This is a genomic window from Chitinophaga sp. RAB17 (assembly GCF_052114225.1).
Taxonomy (GTDB): Bacteria; Bacteroidota; Bacteroidia; order Chitinophagales; family Chitinophagaceae; genus Chitinophaga.
The window spans coordinates 536,932-554,023 of sequence record NZ_JBFREI010000006.1; the positions used below are offsets into that span (position 1 = coordinate 536,932).

A 17,092-nucleotide genomic window follows, 5' to 3' on the forward strand; every position below is an offset into this window, starting at 1 on the left:
GTAAATTGTCCATACCATCTTTGATTTTAATGTGGCTTTAATGAACGCCGGAGTAAACAATCCTACTTTTGCAAGGGTTATTGCTTTTAATTATTAGCTATGAAAATATTGGTGATAGAAGATGAAACCAAGGTAGGCGCCTTTATAAAAAGAGGACTGGAAGAACACCACCACCAGGTGGAAGTGTGTACCGACGGTATAGCAGGACAACAAGCCGCATTGGAGCAGGACTATGACCTGATCCTGCTGGATATTATGTTACCGGGTATCAATGGGATCACCCTGTGTAAAAATTTACGTACACTGGAAGTCAGTTCACCCATTCTGATGCTGACCGCTTTAAATGCTACACAGGATATCGTGGATGGATTAAACGCTGGTGCTGATGATTATCTCGCCAAGCCGTTTCATTTCTCCGAACTGGTAGCCAGAATTCACGCACTCTCCCGCAGAAAAAGCCAGTTTCACCAGGAACAGGCTGTTCTTACTTTTGCGGATCTGCAATTGGATACCAACACCAAAACAGCCACCAGGGAAGGGCAGGAGATCACGCTCACCGCAAAAGAATATGCATTGCTGGAACTGTTGCTTAAAAATACCGGCAAGGTCCTTTCACGCGCACTCATTTCGGAAGCCGTATGGGGACTGGAATTTGATACCGGAACAAACACCATCGATGTGTATGTTAACTATCTCCGGAATAAAATAGAAAAAGGCTTTACCGGTGAAAAACTAATCCATACCGTAGTAGGAATGGGTTATGTGATGAAACAGAAGTAAGCTTTTAGCCATTAGCTTTTAGCTTATTTTTTATTTCTTAACAACAAAACATTAGCTAATAGCTAATAGCTAATGGCTAATAGCTAAAAGCTTCATGAAAATACGGCATCGTTTATCACTTCAGTTCACGCTCATTTCAGGTATTATACTGACCATCGTTTTCGTACTGATATACCTGTTATCTGCCCAGTATATTCAAAACAGTTTTTATAAACTGTTGCAGATGCGTGCCCTGGTGACTGCCCAGGTGTACCTGGAAAAGGATGAACTGACCAAGAAGAAATTCCTCGAAATAGAAAAGAGCTACCGGGAACGGATACCCGATGAATCCTCCAATATATATGATCAGCACAACCAGGCTGTATTTATAGAAAAAACAAAATACAACTGGCCGGCGTCTATGCTGGAAACTATCCGCCACAGGGAAGTATACCGGTTCCGCTTCCAGGAAGAATCCGGCCTCGGTATCTATTATCCGGATAACCAGGGCAATTTTGTGGTGATTGTGACTGCCCGCAATACCATGGGAATACAACAGCTGAATTACCTGATGTGGATATTGATCGTAATGTTCCTGGTAGCATTACTGATCACCTTTGTGATGGGCCAATGGTATGCCAGCAGGGCACTGGAGCCCATTAAGAGCATTAACCGGCAGGTGAAAAATATTCGTTCCAATAACCTGCATATGCGCGTACAACAAGGACGCAATAAGGATGAAATAGACGAACTGGCCACAAATTTTAATGGGCTGTTGCAGCATATGGAGCAGGCCTTTGATATGCAGCGCTCCTTTGTGTCCAATGCTTCCCATGAGTTGCGCACACCACTGACCACCATCATCGGGGAAATAGAAGTGACCCTTCAGAATGAACGCAGCCGCGAAGATTATATACAAACATTGGGTACACTGCTGGGAGAATCAGAGAAACTGAAAATTATTACCGATGGACTATTACAGCTGACCAGGTTAGATGTTATTCTTACCGATACCAATTCAGAATTGATCCGGCTGGATGAATTATTATGGGAAATACAGGAGTTCTGGCGACATAAAACACCTACGGTACGATTGCACGTAAAGTTAAATGATATGCCTGAAGATGCTGCACAACTCTGTATTCGGGGGAATCGTTCCCTGATGACGCTGGCATTGCAGAATATCATCAGGAACGCTTTCAAATTTTCGTATAACCGTGACGTTGATTGTCAGCTGACTTATAGTAAATCCGGAATAACATTGTCTGTAAGTGACCATGGCATTGGCATTGCAGATGCTGACCTGGAAAAAATATTTATGCCGCTTTATCGTGCAAACAATGCCCATGCTTTTGATGGATATGGTATTGGGTTATCGATGACACAGAAGATCCTGCAGCTGCACAAAGCGGCGATTACGGTGAGTAGTGTACTGGGTCAGGGAACCACGTTCAATATTTTCTTCCCGCATGTTCAGAAATTCTAATTTTGTTTTAACTTCATTCTAATATGTAGCTAATAGCCTAATGCCATCTTTGCAACGAAAATTAAGTTGTATGATCATTAGACCAGCATTAAGCACCTATCTTGTACTGTTCGCCACCCTATTCCGTTTCACGGCATCGGCGCAGATAAAAGACACGCTCCGGCTCACGCTTCCGGAGGCAGAACAGCAGCTCCTGCAGAAAAACATTCCGTTACTTACGCAGCGTTACAGCATTGATTCTGCCAGGGCAGGTATCATAACGGCTAAGCTGTATGATAATCCGCAAGTGACGTTTGAGAATGTATTGTACAATCATACCACAAAGAAATGGTTTGACTTTTCCTACGAAGGACAAAATTCCCTGCAGGTAGAGCAGCTCGTCAAACTGGCGGGTAAACGCAATAAGGCCGTGAAGCTGGCGCAGAGCGGTGTCAGAATGAGCGAATACCAGTTTTATGATATCCTCCGCACCCTACGCTTTTCACTCCATGATAATTTTTATGACCTCTATTATAAGCAACGCTCATTGCAAACATTTGCCAGCCAGATTGCTTTCCTGCAAACCGTTGTAACAGTATTTACCGCACAAAAGGAATTAGGTAATATAGCACCTAAGGAAATTATCCGGATAAAATCCATGCTCTATGATCTGCAGCATGATCACCTGGCATTGCAACAGGATATACAGCAAACACAATCCGATCTGGCCCTGCTGATCAGAGTTGCTCCCGGTACCATTATACAGCCGCAGTTGCCGGATACTTCGACAGACAAACCCATTGCGCAGCAATATACTTTTCAGTCGCTGCTTGATACCGCCAGGTCAAATCGTTATGACCTGAAGATCGGTCAGGAAACCGTGAATTATAATCACCTGAACCTGCGGTTGCAGAAGTCGATGGCTGTGCCGGATCTTCAGGTGGGGTTTTCTTTCGATAAGCAGGGTAATTTTGAACGTAATTACAATGGGTTGAATGTATCTATGCCATTGCCTTTCTTTAACCGCAACCAGGGAAATATAAAAACTGCCAAAGCCCTGCTGGAGAGCAGTAAACTGCAGTTGCAGGGACAGGAAGATGAACTCGCACATGAAGTAATGAACAGTCTGGAGCTGGCATTGCAAACAGAGAAACTGCTCCATGAATTCGATCCCGGATTTGAAAACGATTATGGTAAAATGATGAATGAAGTAGAGAAAAATTATCGTCTTCATAATATCGGGCTGCTCGAATTCATTGACCTGTACGATGCTTACAGAAATAATGTACTTAAAATGAACGAACTGAAATATGACAGGCTGCATGCACTGGAGTCGCTCAATTTTAGTACCGGTGCCCTCATTTTTCATCCCTGATAAATTTCCTGAACATGCAATATTCTATAAAGCACTTTATACCTGCAATTGTTATTATTATTTCCATCACTGGTATCACGACTGGCTGTGGTAGCAGGACGATCCCGGAAGAGTCCCGTTCATGGACACTTTCGGACTCTCTGCTCCGCACGCTGGTGGTGGATACTGCTACCGTCAGGCCGGTAGAAAATGAAATACTACTCACAGGAAAAATTACGGAGAACGAAGATAAAACGGCCCGTATTTTTCCCATGGTCAGTGGTATTGTAACAGACGTGAAAGTACATTCCGGCGATTTTGTGAAAAAAGGACAAGTGCTGGCTATCCTTAAAAGCCCTGAAATGGCTGGGTTTACCGCTGATCAGCGTATATCCGTGAATGATATGCAAACAGCCAAACGCAATATGGATGTTGCGGAATCTTTTTACAAAAGCGGCCTGAATTCACAAAGGGATTATGAAGAAGCCAAAAGCAATTATGATAAAGCCGTAGCCGCACATAACAAATCACAGGCTATTCTGGATATCAATGGGGGCGGTCATCAAACCAATTACGCCGTGAAAGCGCCGGTACCGGGTTTTATCATCAGTAAAAGAGCCGCTGAAAGTATGCAGTGGCGGCCAGACAACACAGACCCTATTTTCGTGATTGCCGATCTCAATAATGTATGGGCTATGATCAACATTTTTGAGTCAGACATCGCCAGCATTCATGAAGGAGATCGTGTACAGATGTCTACTTTATCCTATCCCGATAAATCCTTTTCCGGTACAATCGACAAGATCTATAATGTACTGGATCCGGAGAACAAAGTGATGAAAGCCAGGGTGGTGGTAGATAACCCTGGATTCCTGCTGAAGCCTGAAATGTTTGTGCGGGTAAAAGCTAACCGGCATGCAGATAGTAATGTGGTGAGTATTCCATCCAGGGGAATCATTTTTGATCACGATAAATATTATGTACTGGTGCGGGTAAACTCAAAAAGCGGTGTAGAAATAAGGGAAGTGAAGATCGATAAAACCAGTGAAGGGCGGGCCTTTATCAATTCCGGCCTGAAAGAAGGTGACCGGGTTATTGCATCCCGGCAGGTATTCATTTATGAAACGCTGAAGGATCAGCAGTAACCGCTAAAGGCCATTATTATGAACAAGTTTATAAAGAAAGTCCTTGCTTTTTCTTTAAGCAATAAATACTTCATTTTTTTTGCAACAGGTGTATTGGCGATTGCCGGCTACATCAGCTTTAAACAAATAGGAGTAGATGCATTTCCGGATGTAACAAATACCTCTGTTACTATTATTACCCAATGGCAGGGCCGTAGCGCTGAAGAGGTAGAGAAGTTTGTAACACGCCCCATAGAGATTGCCATGAACCGGGCGCAGAAAAAAACGCATATCCGTTCCTCTTCTCTATTCGGGCTATCTGTTGTAAAAGTAATTTTCGATGATGATGTAGATGATACGTTTGCCAGGCAACAGATTAATAATAACATTACTTCCGCTTCCCTACCGGATGGCGTAGATCCAGAAATAGAGCCACCATATGGTCCTACAGGGGAAATTTACCGGTATACCCTTGAGAGCAGCAAACTTTCCATACAGGAGCTGAAAACATTACAGGATTGGGTGATTGAACGCAATCTATTGTCTGTGCCGGGTGTAGCGGATATTGTAAGTTTTGGGGGAGAAGTGAAGATCTACCAGGTGACCATTGATCCGGACAAAGCAGTACAGTACGATATTACCGCGCAGGAAATGTTCCAGGCATTGTCTAAAAGCAATATCAATGTAGGGGGTGACGTGATCGTTAAAAATGCACAGGCATATGTGGTGCGGGGTATTGGTATTCTCAACAATGTTGATGAAATCAAAAACATCATTGTAGATCATATCAACGGAACGCCTATACTGGTAAAGGATGTGGCAGAAGTAAGTGTGGCGGCGTTGCCCAGACTGGGGCAGGTAGGCCGTGACATGGATCATGATGTAGTGGAAGGGATTGTAGTGATGCGCAAGGGCGAGAATCCCGCGGTAGTGATCAAGTCATTGAAAGAGAAGATAACGGAGCTGAATACACGCATTTTACCTGATGATGTAAAGATCAGGGCATTCTATAACCGCGAAGACCTGATTGATTTCTCTACGCATACCGTACTGCACAATATGATTGAAGGAATCATTTTTGTGACGGTAATAGTGTTCCTGTTTATGGCCGACTGGCGCACCACCATTATCGTTTCGGTGGTGATTCCGCTGGCGTTGCTCTTTGCATTCATTTGTTTGCGCATAAAGGGGATGAGCGCCAACCTGCTGTCTATGGGGGCTATTGACTTCGGGATTATCATAGACGGAGCTGTGGTGATGATGGAGGGCATCTTTGTGGTATTGGACCGGAAAGCGAAAGATGTAGGGATGGAACGGTTCAATAAGTTGAGTAAGCTGGGGATGATCCGAAAAGCCTGCCTGGAAAATGGGAAGGGCATTTTCTTTGCCAAACTCATTATCATCACCGGGTTGTTACCCATTTTTACTTTTGAAAAAGTAGAAGGCAAGATGTTTTCTCCACTGGCCTGGACACTGGGCTTTGCCCTGCTGGGCGCGCTGATACTCACTTTTACCCTGGTGCCGGCCCTGGCCAGTGTGCTGCTGGGAAAGAATGTGCGGGAAAAGCACAACGTATTCCTGGAATTCATTAACCGTACCACACTGAAGATCTTCAACTATTGTTTCCGGCATCGGCGTATAGCCTTTACCGGGGCGCTGATCGTACTGGCGTTTGGGTTATACTGTTTCAGGTTTCTGGGTACCGAGTTCCTGCCTCAGCTCAACGAAGGCGCTATTTACATCCGGGCCACCGGGCCGTTGAGTACCTCCCTGGAGGAGTCCGTGAAAGTAGCTAATGATATGAGGAAGAAGCTGCTCACTTTTCCAGAGGTAAAACAGGTAATGTCACAAACCGGGCGGCCTAATGATGGCACAGATGCTACTGGTTTTTACAATGTTGAATTGCATGTAGATATCTATCCGCAGAAGGAGTGGAAGAGCGGCTTATCTAAAACCGCCCTGATAGAGAAGATGAATGATAAGCTGGACGGGATTCCGGGTATTACCCTGAACTTTTCCCAACCTATCATGGATAATGTGGAAGAAGCAGTTTCCGGTGTAAAAGGATCAATTGTGGTAAAGCTGTTTGGAGATGATTTTAAACTGATAGAAGATAAAGAAGAAGGAATAGAAAAGATCCTGAAGGGTGTGCATGGTATTGAGGACCTCGGCATTCTGCGCAATATCGGGCAGCCGGAATTGCGGATTAACCTCGACCAGCAGAAGATGGCGCTGTATGGTGTTACCACAGAAGATGCCAACTCTGTGATAGAGATGGCTATTGGCGGTAAAGCGGCTACCCGCATATACGAAGGCGAGAAGAGCTTTGATCTTCGTATACGTTATCCCGAAAATTTCAGGGAAAGTGAAATTTCCATTGGTAATCTAACGATCCCGACTATACGGGGTAATAAGATTCCATTGAAAGAAATCGCAGAGATACAGCATATTGTTGGGCCCAGTATGATATACCGCGATAAGCACATGCGTTATGGGGCCATCAAATTCTCTGTGCGGGGTAGAGATCTTGGCAGCACCATTGCAGAAGCGCAGGAAAAAGTGGGAGCGCAGATACATCTGCCCAAAGGCTATTCCCTTGAATGGGCGGGCGATTTTGAGAACCAGGAACGCGCTACCAGGCGGTTGATGCAGGTAGTGCCCATTAGTTTATTACTGATATTCCTGATCCTGTTTATACTCTTTGGCAAAATCAAAGATGCTTTGCTGGTGTTAGGAAATGTACCATTTGCGATCATAGGAGGTATTTTTTCCTTGTGGCTTACGGGCATGAACTTCAGTATTTCTGCGGGTATAGGGTTCATCGCCCTGTTTGGAATTTGTGTGCAGAATGGGGTGATCCTGTTATCAAAATTCAAGACAAATGTGCGGAATATGCACAAGGCCTCTCATTTCAGTCTGGCGCATGCCATCCTGGAAGGGGTGGAGTCAAGGATCAGACCTGTAGTGATGACGGCCATGATGGCAGCTATAGGACTGTTGCCGGCAGCTACCAGCATGGGCATAGGCTCAGAAACAGCGCGACCGCTGGCGCGGGTGGTGATAGGAGGACTAATTACAGATACTTTTTTCAATCTCTTTATTTTCCCGATTATATTTTATTGGGTATACCGGAGAATGTTGAAGAAAGATTCAGGGGATCCTGCATTACAATAACAATTGGTTGTTGATTATAGGTAAGAAGTTGTTCCGGTAATTCCGGAGCAACTTCTTACTTATATGCTATATCAGGCTGGTGTTTCGTCCGGATCTATTTTTTTTACTTTTTTCACTTTGGGTTTGGATTCATCTCCCAGCAATATAGCCCAGGGATGCATTTCTTCGATATTTTCACAAATGATTTTGATAATGGCAATTGAAGGAATGGCGAGGAACATACCAGGTATGCCCCATAGCATATTGCCCAGTACCACGCCTATAATGGTAATAAGTGCATTGATCTTTACCTTGGAACCAACAATACTGGGAAATAACACATTGCTGTCGAGTACGTGTACAAGGAACAACGCAATACCTGCCTGTAAAGCCTGTATAGGTGTGCCCGTAGCCAGGGTAACAAGTATGATAAGTATAGCGGCTGTTAGAATGCCCACATAAGGAATGATATTAAAGATAGCCGCCATTACTCCCAACAGGATGGCGTATTTAATGCCTAATATTAAGAATAGGACGGTATTGAGAATGGCCACAATAACCATTTCTATCATCAGTCCGCCTACATAGCTTTTTATAATGGAACGCGTGCTCGCGATCACCTTGAGTAATTTGTCGCGATGTTCTTCTCTGAATATTTTTATCAGGAAGGATACCAGTAACCTGCGGTAGAAGAGAATAAAAAAAGCATACAGAAATACAAATACTACAAATACCAGCAGGGAGGAAAGGGAAAGAAACGTTTGACTGAGGAAGCTGGTAGCGGTTCCCAGGGTACCCATCAGGGCTTTCTCCATGTAACTTAACTGCGTACTGGAGTTAATATGAAATTTAGCATTGACCCAGTCCTGTGTGGAGCTAATGACCAGCACCAGTTTTTGTTGCAGTTGCGGGAAGTCCGAAATGAAAGATTCCATTTGTTTGCCGAGCAACGTCATGATCAGTGCAATGATGATGATAAAGAGCAGTACTGCTAAAACGGCCGCCATTCCACGGGGAATGCGCCATTTCTCCAACCTGTGCACTACAGGCAGCAGCATGATGGCAATCAGCATGGCGAACATCAGGGGCACTATAATGCCACTGCCAATATGTGCCACATAAATAACCAGAATGATAGATAACAGGGTGAAGGTGAGTCTTGCGTTAAACGGTAGTTTAAACTCATTCATAGATTTAGTGCTTTTATCAAAGATATTAAAAATCAACGTGTATAACATTACAATAGCTATTATACATTTGTTTGGAGGAAAAGATTGCAGTTCCCCTGTGCTTTCATTATTTTACTGGAATGCCGGATAGCTTTTATCCATTAGCTATTGGTAGCTGGTAAAATGCCGATAAAAAATTAAAAGACTTATGAAAAAACTATTTGCCCTCTTATTGCTTGTTTGTAGCAGTGTTTCTTTTTCTTTTGCAAAACCCCTGCCGATAGATACGTTGCCTGTACGTGGATTTTGTATAGCCGCGCCCAGAGCGGAGGGGCTATCTTCTTTTCTCAGGTTTATAGAAACAGAGCTGGCGCCGCGACATATCAACACATTGGTGCTTCGTGTTGATTTTAATTACCAGTTTAAGTCGCATCCTGAGTTGCGTGATCCTGGTAGTCTTACCGGGCAGCAGGTAAAACAACTGGTCCAGGCTTGTCGTAAGCACAATATCCGGTTGATTCCACAGATTAATCTGCTGGGGCATCAGTCATGGGCGGGTACGACTACCAACCTGTTGAAAGTGTATCCTGACTTTGATGAAACGCCCTGGGTAAAGATGCCGGTAAAGTACGAATGGCCTAATGCGGATGGTTTGTATTGCAAAAGCTATTGTCCGTTACACCCGGGAGTTCATAAGATTGTTTTCGAGCTGGTAGATGAGATTTGTGATGCGTTTGAGTCGACGGCTTTTCATGCAGGGATGGATGAAGTGTTTTATATCGGAGAGGAGAAGTGTCCGCGTTGCGGAGGTAAAGACAAAGCGGAGCTGTTTGCCGGTGAAGTATGGACGATCCGTAATCACCTGGCAGAGAAGGGCCGTGCGTTGTGGATATGGGGTGATCGCTTACTGGAAGGTAAAACCACTGGTTTAGGCGCATGGGAGGCGAGTATGAATAATACGCACCGGGCCGTTGACCTGGTTCCAAAAGACGTGATGATCTGCGACTGGCATTACGAAAGACCGGATAAAACGCCTGTTTATTTTGCTATGAAAGGATTGTCTGTTATTACGTGTCCCTGGAGAATGCCGGAGAATGCAAAGCAGCAACTCAAGGATATGTATGATTACCGTATAGCAGCTACCAATGAAATGAAGCCACGTTTTCAGGGAATGATGCAAACGGTTTGGTCTGACGCAGGTAGTTTTCTGGATGAATTTTACGGAAGAAGTAAGCCACAGAAGGATACTATGAATACAAGTGCGAACTGTTTCCGGGCTGTATTTACCAAATAGGAATTACGAATTAAGAATTACGAATTACGGATTTGTGAGAAGATAATAGCGGATAATCTTCTCACAAATCCGTAATTCGTAATTCTTAATTCGTAATTCTTCTTCAGTAATGTTTTTTGAGCAACGGAATAAAAATTTCAGAATAACTCGGACCATTGAGTGAAATGAAGAAATGATTTCCGCTCATTTTAAAGATCCCTTCTTTGCAGTTCATACTGATAAAGTTATACATCGGTACGCCTGCTGTAGCAAAATCCATGGGAACGGGTAGTTTGAGATAGTTGCCCCCGGTGATTCTTTTCGTCATCAGGTAAGAAAAGTTCTGTTGCAGTTGCTGATGTGCGGCGGTAGCTGACAACGGAATATGGATTCCGGCAAACATCGATAACTTCTCATAATCGGTAACAGGAACAGCATCCAGGGTGCCGGTAATGATCCTGCTTTGGGGCAGGTCATACAAGGTCTGCATCTTTTTAAATAAAGTATAATGCTGGGTCATCCTGGCAATCATTTCAGCAACAGGGTCCTGTCCCCGGGAAATAAGGGAATAATAGAGTATACTATCTGGCAGCTTTATTTTTTCACAGCGTTCATAGCTAAATAAACCGCCGAACGCTTCGCTGCCAAAGGCTGCGGTGATACCTTCCGTAATCTGCAGGGTTCTTCTTTCGTTAGGCAGAATAATAATGCGGCGGAAGTCCTTTGGACTTTCTTTAAAATGTTGCTTGAAAGCTTTGCTAAAAGCTGCTGTGGTAGCGTATCCGCAATGATCACTTATTTCACTGATATTATAGCCACTATGCCGGAGCAGGCCGGCCGCAAGTTCAAGCCGGTGCCGCTTTACATAATGCCAGAACGGTTCTCCCATGTATTCTGTGAAATTGTGATAGAAATAAGAGTAGGAGATTCCCAGTCTTTCTGAAACATCTTTAATATTAAATGGGTCGCTGACATGATCATCTGCATAGGATAAACCCTGTAAAGCAAAATTTTCGAGTTGTTCTTTCGACAGAAGGGCGGACATACAATATGGGGATTTAAATGATTTTCAGTGGATTTCGGTACATGCTGATTTCATCAAAACTCAATCTTTCTCTACATGAACATTATCTCTAATTTAATTTTTTTTACGATTACCGGATACGTAAATTTTTATATTATATTATATGATTGAATATCAATATAATATAAAGGTTATTGAAGTATTATTATTCATAATATGTTTAATTTCGGTCCTGGGACCTCCCATTATTTTTGAAGAAATAGTAGAAAAAGCTAAAATGGACAAACCACTAATCACCGGAATAAATAACTTTAGCAGCAGTGTCATGTTCATAGCTCCAGCCAGGTAATTCAATACGGATTTTATAGCATTCAACATATTTTGTCCTATCAATCCTGTTGTGGAGTTGCGGCAGCGCAACGCCATTTCCAGGTGGTAAAAGATAGCAGATACAGTCGCATAACCTTATTATTATGATAGCCATCATCGTTATTTTAGTGTTATTGTTGTGCCTTGGATGGGTATTATTATTCCGTCATTTCAAGGCATTACAAACAGCGAATATCAACCTGGTAAAACAGGAGCAGAGAGAAGCTACGCTACTATACCAGCTGCGCGAGGTAAAAGAGAAATATCATAAGCTGGAAGATAAGCTGAGAAAGGTGCAGTATGAGCTGTACAGCGCAAAACATAAAGAGGACCATAGTTAAGCCCAGACATCCACCTTTTATAGATTCGTCAGTGTTGGTTTTACCAATATTTGGTTAGGTTTGTCCCCATGCAGGTAGTTTTTCAAATCACATCCGGTGAATCCGATGTACAGCTGTCTATGCTGGGGCAGCTCCATAATCTTCTCCAACAGGCAGTAGCCACCCAAACACGTATAGCCGTAGAGGTAGTTGTGCATGGACATGCATGGAATCTTTTACTCATAGATGGGAATCCCTTGTCTGAAAAGGTGCTGTCTTTGCAGGAACGCGCTGTTAAATTTCTTATTTGCCGGAATACCCTGAATGGTCGTCAGCTACAGACAAGCCAGTTGCTGCCTTTGACGGAAATTGTCCCCGCCGGGATCTTCCATCTGATCAGCCGGCAGGAGCAAGGGTGGGCTTATATAAGATGTTAGATTAATTGTTTATGAGTTAATTGGTTTATTAGTTTATTTTTACATTTTATTAACCGTGCGGGTATGCGTGTGAAAACTATTGGAGGGGGAGCACCAAATAAAAATTGTAATAATAACGTTAAATGGATGCACGATTGAAAAGGACTAACCTCTTAAACTTTAATACATTGAAATTTACAAAATCTACCGGAATACTGTTGTTATTCATGGCAGTTCCCTTTCTCACCTTTGCGCAGGACTGGCACGTAGGCGCTTTTCTGGGCATTAGCAACTACAGCGGAGATCTGACCCAGCAAAGGGTAGATATGAAGTATACCCGCCCCGCGCTTGGTTTATTGGTAAGAAAGGATATTAACCGTTACCTCACTATTAGGGCGGCCATTACCTGGGGAATCGCCACAGGCGCCGATAGCACCAATTCATCAAAAGATTTGGTAGCGAGGAACCTGAGTTTTCGTTCAAATGTGCTGGAGGGAAGTCTGATTGGAGAATTCAACTTTTTTGATCTGGATGAGAAAGGCTTTACGCCTTACGTTTTTGTGGGCATCGGTGGATTTGGATTTGATCCTACCGGGAAAGACCAGTCAGGTAACCGTATACGGCTTCGCCCACTCGGTACAGAAGGACAGGGATTACCGCAGTATCCTACCCGTCAGCCTTATGACCTTTTGGCTATTTCCATTCCTTTTGGAGCAGGTGTAAAAGCTATACTGAGTGACAAGTGGACCCTTGGGTTTGAAATAGGATTCCGTCCTACCACTACCGATTACCTGGATGACGTAAGTACCACCTATGTAGATCAGAATACACTGCTGGCGTATCGTGGTCAAAAGGCGGTGGACATGGCTTTTCGAGGTGATGAATTAACAGCTAAAGGCACCACTCCGGGGACTTATCCGGCGGATGGTACTATTCGTGGTTCTGACAAACATAAAGACTGGTATGCTTTCTCCGGATTTACGATTACTTATCGTTTGGGTGGCGATCGCGGATGGGGTAAACAGAAAGCTACCCGCTGTCCGATACTTAGACCGTAAGAAATTGACTATTAATATATTGAATGGGTTATTTAGTATTGCAATCCCGGCTTTAAGCCGGGATTTTTTTATTGGCATAGTTGTTGGATTTATGAGTTCAAACAGGTAATGACGCAGCCACCAGCTTATGGCGGACAGCAGAATCAGAAATCGCGGAGATAGTAATGAGACGATAGCCGCAAAAATAAGTTGGTGTGCAACTACCTGTTATAACTAACGAAAAAGAAGTGCCATGAAGAAGTTTTTGTTTTTAGCTTCAGTGATGTTGATAGTGGGTAGTGACAGTCTTTTTGCTCAACACAGGCCGCCACATCCACCGCTGCCACCGAGGCCTCCGCTGCCGGCACATTTTCCACATCCGCCGGCACCACCAAGGCCATCGCATCACTGGCATCCGCCAAGGCCACCAATGCCGCCGCATCCACCAAGGCCAGGATACAGACCTCACCGTCATTATAAGCATCATAAGCCTCACCATCGTACCTATCACAGGTATAGCTACGTGGGATATCCGGGAACGGATTATGTTGTAAATAATGTAACTGTAACAGGATCTCCTCTATAAATGAATACACCACAACTTTTATTTGCCAACCGATCTTGAACTAAAAACCACACAACATGAAAAAAGTATTGTTATTGATGCTGCTGATGGGCGGCACAGTGCTGACTACTTATGCACAAAGAGGATACGATCGCGGATACCGTGATCACGGTCGCGGACATGGACACGACCGCTGGGAGCGGGACAGATGTGAACCACCAAGAAGAGAATACCGCCGTGGATGGGATGATGATTGTTATCGTCCGAGAAGAAGGGTAGTATATATGGAACCAGCTTATTATCCGGTTGTACCAGTGCCGGTACCTGCACCAGTGCGCTACTATCCATCCAGGCCGAGAGCCGTATTCCACGCGGGTGTTACTATTGTGAACTGATAACTGAAAATGGAATAAAATGAATGCCTCCCATTATTTAATGGGGGGCATTTTTTATTGCGGTGCGGGATGGTTACTTTTGTTGATTGGTAATAAGATTCAAACATGGCATATAAAAATCTCAGACATTTTATAGGTACGCTGGAACAGGCAGGAGAACTGGTACGCATTAAAACCTATGTGGACCCTAAACTGGAAATAGCTGAAATAACAGACAGGATAAGCAAGTCGCCGGATGGGGGTAAAGCGTTGCTGTTTGAAAATACCGGGACAGATTTCCCGGTTCTTATCAACTCCATGGGCAGCTATAAGCGTATGTGCCTGGCGCTTGGCGTACATGAGCTGGATGATGTAGCCGGTGAAATTGAAAATCTTTTTAAACTATTATCCAAGCCCAAAGAAAGCATCCTCGATAAATTGGCGCTTTTGCCCAAACTGGGACAGTTTGCCTCCTGGATGCCCAAGGTAGTGAGTGGAAAAGGCAGCTGCCAGGAAGTCGTGATGTCTGCCCCGGACCTCAGCAAACTACCGGTGCTTACCTGTTGGCCTAAAGATGGTGGCCCGTTTGTGACGCTGCCGGTAATACATACCAAAGATCCGTTGACAGGTACCCGCAACGTTGGCATGTACCGTATGCAGGTATTTGAAAAAGATATGACCGGTATGCACTGGCATAAGCATAAAGTGTCTGCCAAGCACTTTATGGAATATAAGAAGTTGAATAAGCGTATGCCCGTTGCCGTAGTGCTGGGCGGTGATCCCGTTTATACCTATTCAGCTACTGCTCCGCTCCCGGAAAATGTGGATGAATACATGCTGGCAGGCTTTCTCCGTAAAAAGAAAGTAGAGCTGGTAAAATGTATTACCCAACCGGAAATTGAAGTGCCGGCAGATGCAGATTTTGTGATAGAAGGCTACGTAGAACCATCTGAAGAGCTGATATGGGAAGGCCCGTTTGGTGACCATACCGGTTACTACTCTCTGGCCGACTGGTATCCTAAATTTCATGTAACAGCGATTACGCACCGAAAGGACGCCGTATATCCGTCAACGATAGTGGGTATTCCTCCGCAGGAAGATGCCTGGATAGGAAAAGCCACAGAACGTATTTTCCTCGCGCCAATTAAAATGACGCTGGTGCCGGAGATTATTGATATGGAAATGCCGGTAGAAGGGGTGTTCCATAACCTGGTGATCGCACAGATCAAGAAGGATTATGCAGGACAGGCGCAGAAAGTAATGAATGCGATGTGGGGAGCCGGACAAATGATGTTCAACAAGATCCTGGTAGTAACAGATGACGGGGTAAAGATCAACGATTATAAACAACTGGCACAACATGTCTTCCGTCATCTTAACCCGGCTACAGATATTTACCTGAGCCAGGGACCTATGGATGTACTCGATCACTCCTGTTCCAAAATGGGTTTTGGTGGTAAGATGTGTATCGATGGTACCCGCAAGTATGAAGAGGAAACAGATACTGCTTATTTGCAGGTAGCTGCTCCCCGTACCATAGATACCGCCGCTATTATGCAGCAATTCCCTGAAATTAAGGGTATTAACAGTAACCTGCTGGCGATCGACATCTCCTGTATTCTGGTAGCGGTAGAAAAGCGCCGCCCATTCCATGTGCGGGAGCTCAACGAACAGCTATATACCTTGCCAGCACTGGCAGGCATAAAAATGATACTGTATGTAGAGCATACTGTGGATGTGAGTGACCTGGCGTCTGCACTCTGGCGTTTCTGTAATAACCTGGACCCCAAGCGCGACAGCTTTGTGATCAATAAGCCATCTGCCGAGGCCGGGAAGTATATTGGTGGCATAGGTATGGACGGCACCCTGAAAACCAGGCTGCTGGACAACTTTGAGCGGGATTGGCCTAATATTATAGTAGCAGATGATGCCACTATCAGTAAAATAGATGCCAAATGGGGAGAGCTGGGCCTGGGCCCCTTCCTTGCGTCGCCATCTCTCAAATACAAACAACAGATTTATGGCGAAGAAGCAGTGGTACAGCAGTAAGTATATACTCCTGTTATCTTTATTGGCCGGCAGCGTTTCCGCAGCCGGCCAGGCCAGTACAGCAGACTTTCACTTGCTGGACAAACTTCAGGGTACCTGGAAGATGAACACCCGGAAAAGTACAATCGTGGAAAGCTGGAGCCGGGTAAATGATTCTACCTGGAGCGGCAAAACCTGGCGGATAGTGGGTGCTGACAGTGCTTTACAGCAAACCATGCTGCTCACCAGAAGAGGTAATGACATGTACTTTATGCCTGTTTATGAAGGACATCAGCCAACGATACCTGTACGTCTGCGATTAAGGGTATTAAAGCCGATAGGCTTCGTAGCAGAAGACCTGAACAATGATTTCCCCAGAAAAATTACTTATCGTTTTAAAGATACCCGCCACCTGGATGCCCGCGTAGAAGGCATGCGGGACGGCACTACAGAGGAGTATATCTTTCAGTACTCTATTTCAGAAGACTAAAGATTCCCGATTGCGTAAATCATTTTCCCGGTTCGATAGGAACCCTGGCATTGCTGTACCTACTTTTGTGCAACACACGATACACACCTAAATCAAAATATTCTCAATTAAAGCAATAATTTGAGTTGGTCGTACAAGCAATGCCGCACTCGTTCACGGGAAGCGGCTTTTT

Annotated in this window: 15 protein-coding genes; 12 read left to right on the top strand and 3 right to left on the bottom strand. The window is 44.4% G+C overall.

The annotated features are described in order from the left end of the window. Positions 1-99 precede the first annotated feature (99 nt). The 5 genes from AB4Z08_RS21795 to AB4Z08_RS21815 all read left to right on the top strand — a co-directional run bounded on the left by AB4Z08_RS21795 (position 100) and on the right by AB4Z08_RS21815 (position 7,876). A complete protein-coding gene (locus AB4Z08_RS21795; RefSeq protein ID WP_441575896.1) occupies positions 100-780 on the top strand; it encodes a response regulator transcription factor in 681 nt (226 codons plus the stop codon). Between the two features lie 94 nt (positions 781-874). Then, on the top strand, positions 875-2,245 hold the full coding sequence (locus tag AB4Z08_RS21800; protein WP_441575897.1) for an ATP-binding protein: 1,371 nt from the start codon (positions 875-877) through the stop codon (positions 2,243-2,245). Between the two features lie 70 nt (positions 2,246-2,315). Continuing rightward, positions 2,316-3,599: a TolC family protein gene (locus tag AB4Z08_RS21805; protein WP_441575898.1), complete on the top strand. Its 1,284-nt coding sequence runs from the start codon at positions 2,316-2,318 to the stop codon at positions 3,597-3,599. A 14-nt stretch (positions 3,600-3,613) separates the two neighbouring features. Further along, entirely contained in the window at positions 3,614-4,723 is a 1,110-nt protein-coding gene (locus tag AB4Z08_RS21810; RefSeq protein WP_441575899.1) for an efflux RND transporter periplasmic adaptor subunit, read from the top strand. A gap of 18 nt (positions 4,724-4,741) precedes the next feature. After that, positions 4,742-7,876: an efflux RND transporter permease subunit gene (locus AB4Z08_RS21815; protein WP_441575900.1), complete on the top strand. Its 3,135-nt coding sequence runs from the start codon at positions 4,742-4,744 to the stop codon at positions 7,874-7,876. 71 nt (positions 7,877-7,947) lie between these two features. On the opposite strand, the gene AB4Z08_RS21820 is transcribed toward AB4Z08_RS21815, so the two are convergent. Next, positions 7,948-9,045 carry an AI-2E family transporter gene (locus AB4Z08_RS21820; protein WP_441575901.1) on the bottom strand — a complete coding sequence of 366 codons (1,098 nt, stop codon included), beginning with the start codon at positions 9,043-9,045 and terminating at the stop codon, positions 7,948-7,950. 187 nt (positions 9,046-9,232) lie between these two features. On the opposite strand from AB4Z08_RS21820, the gene AB4Z08_RS21825 reads away from it, so the two are divergent. Continuing rightward, positions 9,233-10,318, top strand: coding sequence for a family 20 glycosylhydrolase (locus tag AB4Z08_RS21825; RefSeq protein WP_441575902.1), 1,086 nt, complete (start codon positions 9,233-9,235; stop codon positions 10,316-10,318). A 103-nt stretch (positions 10,319-10,421) separates the two neighbouring features. Here AB4Z08_RS21825 and AB4Z08_RS21830 read toward each other — a convergent pair whose 3' ends face one another. Beyond that, positions 10,422-11,342 (bottom strand): helix-turn-helix transcriptional regulator, encoded by a 921-nt coding sequence (locus AB4Z08_RS21830; RefSeq protein WP_441575903.1) that lies wholly within the window; start codon positions 11,340-11,342, stop codon positions 10,422-10,424. Between the two features lie 452 nt (positions 11,343-11,794). Between AB4Z08_RS21830 and AB4Z08_RS21835 the strand changes: the two genes are divergently transcribed. The 3 genes from AB4Z08_RS21835 to AB4Z08_RS21845 all read left to right on the top strand — a co-directional run bounded on the left by AB4Z08_RS21835 (position 11,795) and on the right by AB4Z08_RS21845 (position 13,484). Next, a complete protein-coding gene (locus tag AB4Z08_RS21835) occupies positions 11,795-12,031 on the top strand; it encodes a hypothetical protein (RefSeq protein ID WP_441575904.1) in 237 nt (78 codons plus the stop codon). 68 nt (positions 12,032-12,099) lie between these two features. Further along, a complete protein-coding gene (locus tag AB4Z08_RS21840) occupies positions 12,100-12,447 on the top strand; it encodes a DsrE family protein (protein WP_441575905.1) in 348 nt (115 codons plus the stop codon). Between the two features lie 167 nt (positions 12,448-12,614). Next, complete coding sequence (locus AB4Z08_RS21845) at positions 12,615-13,484, top strand: DUF6089 family protein (RefSeq protein WP_441575906.1); 870 nt, start codon at positions 12,615-12,617, stop codon at positions 13,482-13,484. A 200-nt stretch (positions 13,485-13,684) separates the two neighbouring features. On the opposite strand, the gene AB4Z08_RS21850 is transcribed toward AB4Z08_RS21845, so the two are convergent. Continuing rightward, positions 13,685-14,062, bottom strand: coding sequence for a hypothetical protein (locus tag AB4Z08_RS21850; RefSeq protein WP_441575907.1), 378 nt, complete (start codon positions 14,060-14,062; stop codon positions 13,685-13,687). A gap of 43 nt (positions 14,063-14,105) precedes the next feature. Between AB4Z08_RS21850 and AB4Z08_RS21855 the strand changes: the two genes are divergently transcribed. The 3 genes from AB4Z08_RS21855 (at position 14,106) to AB4Z08_RS21865 (ending at position 16,920) form a co-directional block, all read left to right on the top strand. After that, entirely contained in the window at positions 14,106-14,423 is a 318-nt protein-coding gene (locus AB4Z08_RS21855; RefSeq protein WP_441575908.1) for a hypothetical protein, read from the top strand. A gap of 105 nt (positions 14,424-14,528) precedes the next feature. Next, positions 14,529-16,451: a menaquinone biosynthesis decarboxylase gene (locus AB4Z08_RS21860; protein WP_441575909.1), complete on the top strand. Its 1,923-nt coding sequence runs from the start codon at positions 14,529-14,531 to the stop codon at positions 16,449-16,451. Then, the gene (locus tag AB4Z08_RS21865) at positions 16,423-16,920 is read left to right on the top strand and encodes a hypothetical protein (RefSeq protein ID WP_441575910.1); all 498 of its coding nucleotides are present in this window, start codon (positions 16,423-16,425) and stop codon (positions 16,918-16,920) included. The genes AB4Z08_RS21860 and AB4Z08_RS21865 overlap by 29 nt, the downstream gene beginning before the upstream one ends. Positions 16,921-17,092 lie beyond the last annotated feature (172 nt).

Bases quoted from the DNA above. Each gene is read 5' to 3' on its own strand.
- AB4Z08_RS21795 (WP_441575896.1), top strand. From the start codon at position 100: ATGAAAATATTGGTGATAGAAGATGAAACCAAGGTAGGCGCCTTTATA.
- AB4Z08_RS21800 (WP_441575897.1), top strand. From the start codon at position 875: ATGAAAATACGGCATCGTTTATCACTTCAGTTCACGCTCATTTCAGGT.
- AB4Z08_RS21805 (WP_441575898.1), top strand. From the start codon at position 2,316: ATGATCATTAGACCAGCATTAAGCACCTATCTTGTACTGTTCGCCACC.
- AB4Z08_RS21810 (WP_441575899.1), top strand. From the start codon at position 3,614: ATGCAATATTCTATAAAGCACTTTATACCTGCAATTGTTATTATTATT.
- AB4Z08_RS21815 (WP_441575900.1), top strand. From the start codon at position 4,742: ATGAACAAGTTTATAAAGAAAGTCCTTGCTTTTTCTTTAAGCAATAAA.
- AB4Z08_RS21820 (WP_441575901.1), bottom strand. From the start codon at position 9,045: ATGAATGAGTTTAAACTACCGTTTAACGCAAGACTCACCTTCACCCTG.
- AB4Z08_RS21825 (WP_441575902.1), top strand. From the start codon at position 9,233: ATGAAAAAACTATTTGCCCTCTTATTGCTTGTTTGTAGCAGTGTTTCT.
- AB4Z08_RS21830 (WP_441575903.1), bottom strand. From the start codon at position 11,342: ATGTCCGCCCTTCTGTCGAAAGAACAACTCGAAAATTTTGCTTTACAG.
- AB4Z08_RS21835 (WP_441575904.1), top strand. From the start codon at position 11,795: ATGATAGCCATCATCGTTATTTTAGTGTTATTGTTGTGCCTTGGATGG.
- AB4Z08_RS21840 (WP_441575905.1), top strand. From the start codon at position 12,100: ATGCAGGTAGTTTTTCAAATCACATCCGGTGAATCCGATGTACAGCTG.
- AB4Z08_RS21855 (WP_441575908.1), top strand. From the start codon at position 14,106: ATGAAAAAAGTATTGTTATTGATGCTGCTGATGGGCGGCACAGTGCTG.
- AB4Z08_RS21860 (WP_441575909.1), top strand. From the start codon at position 14,529: ATGGCATATAAAAATCTCAGACATTTTATAGGTACGCTGGAACAGGCA.
- AB4Z08_RS21865 (WP_441575910.1), top strand. From the start codon at position 16,423: ATGGCGAAGAAGCAGTGGTACAGCAGTAAGTATATACTCCTGTTATCT.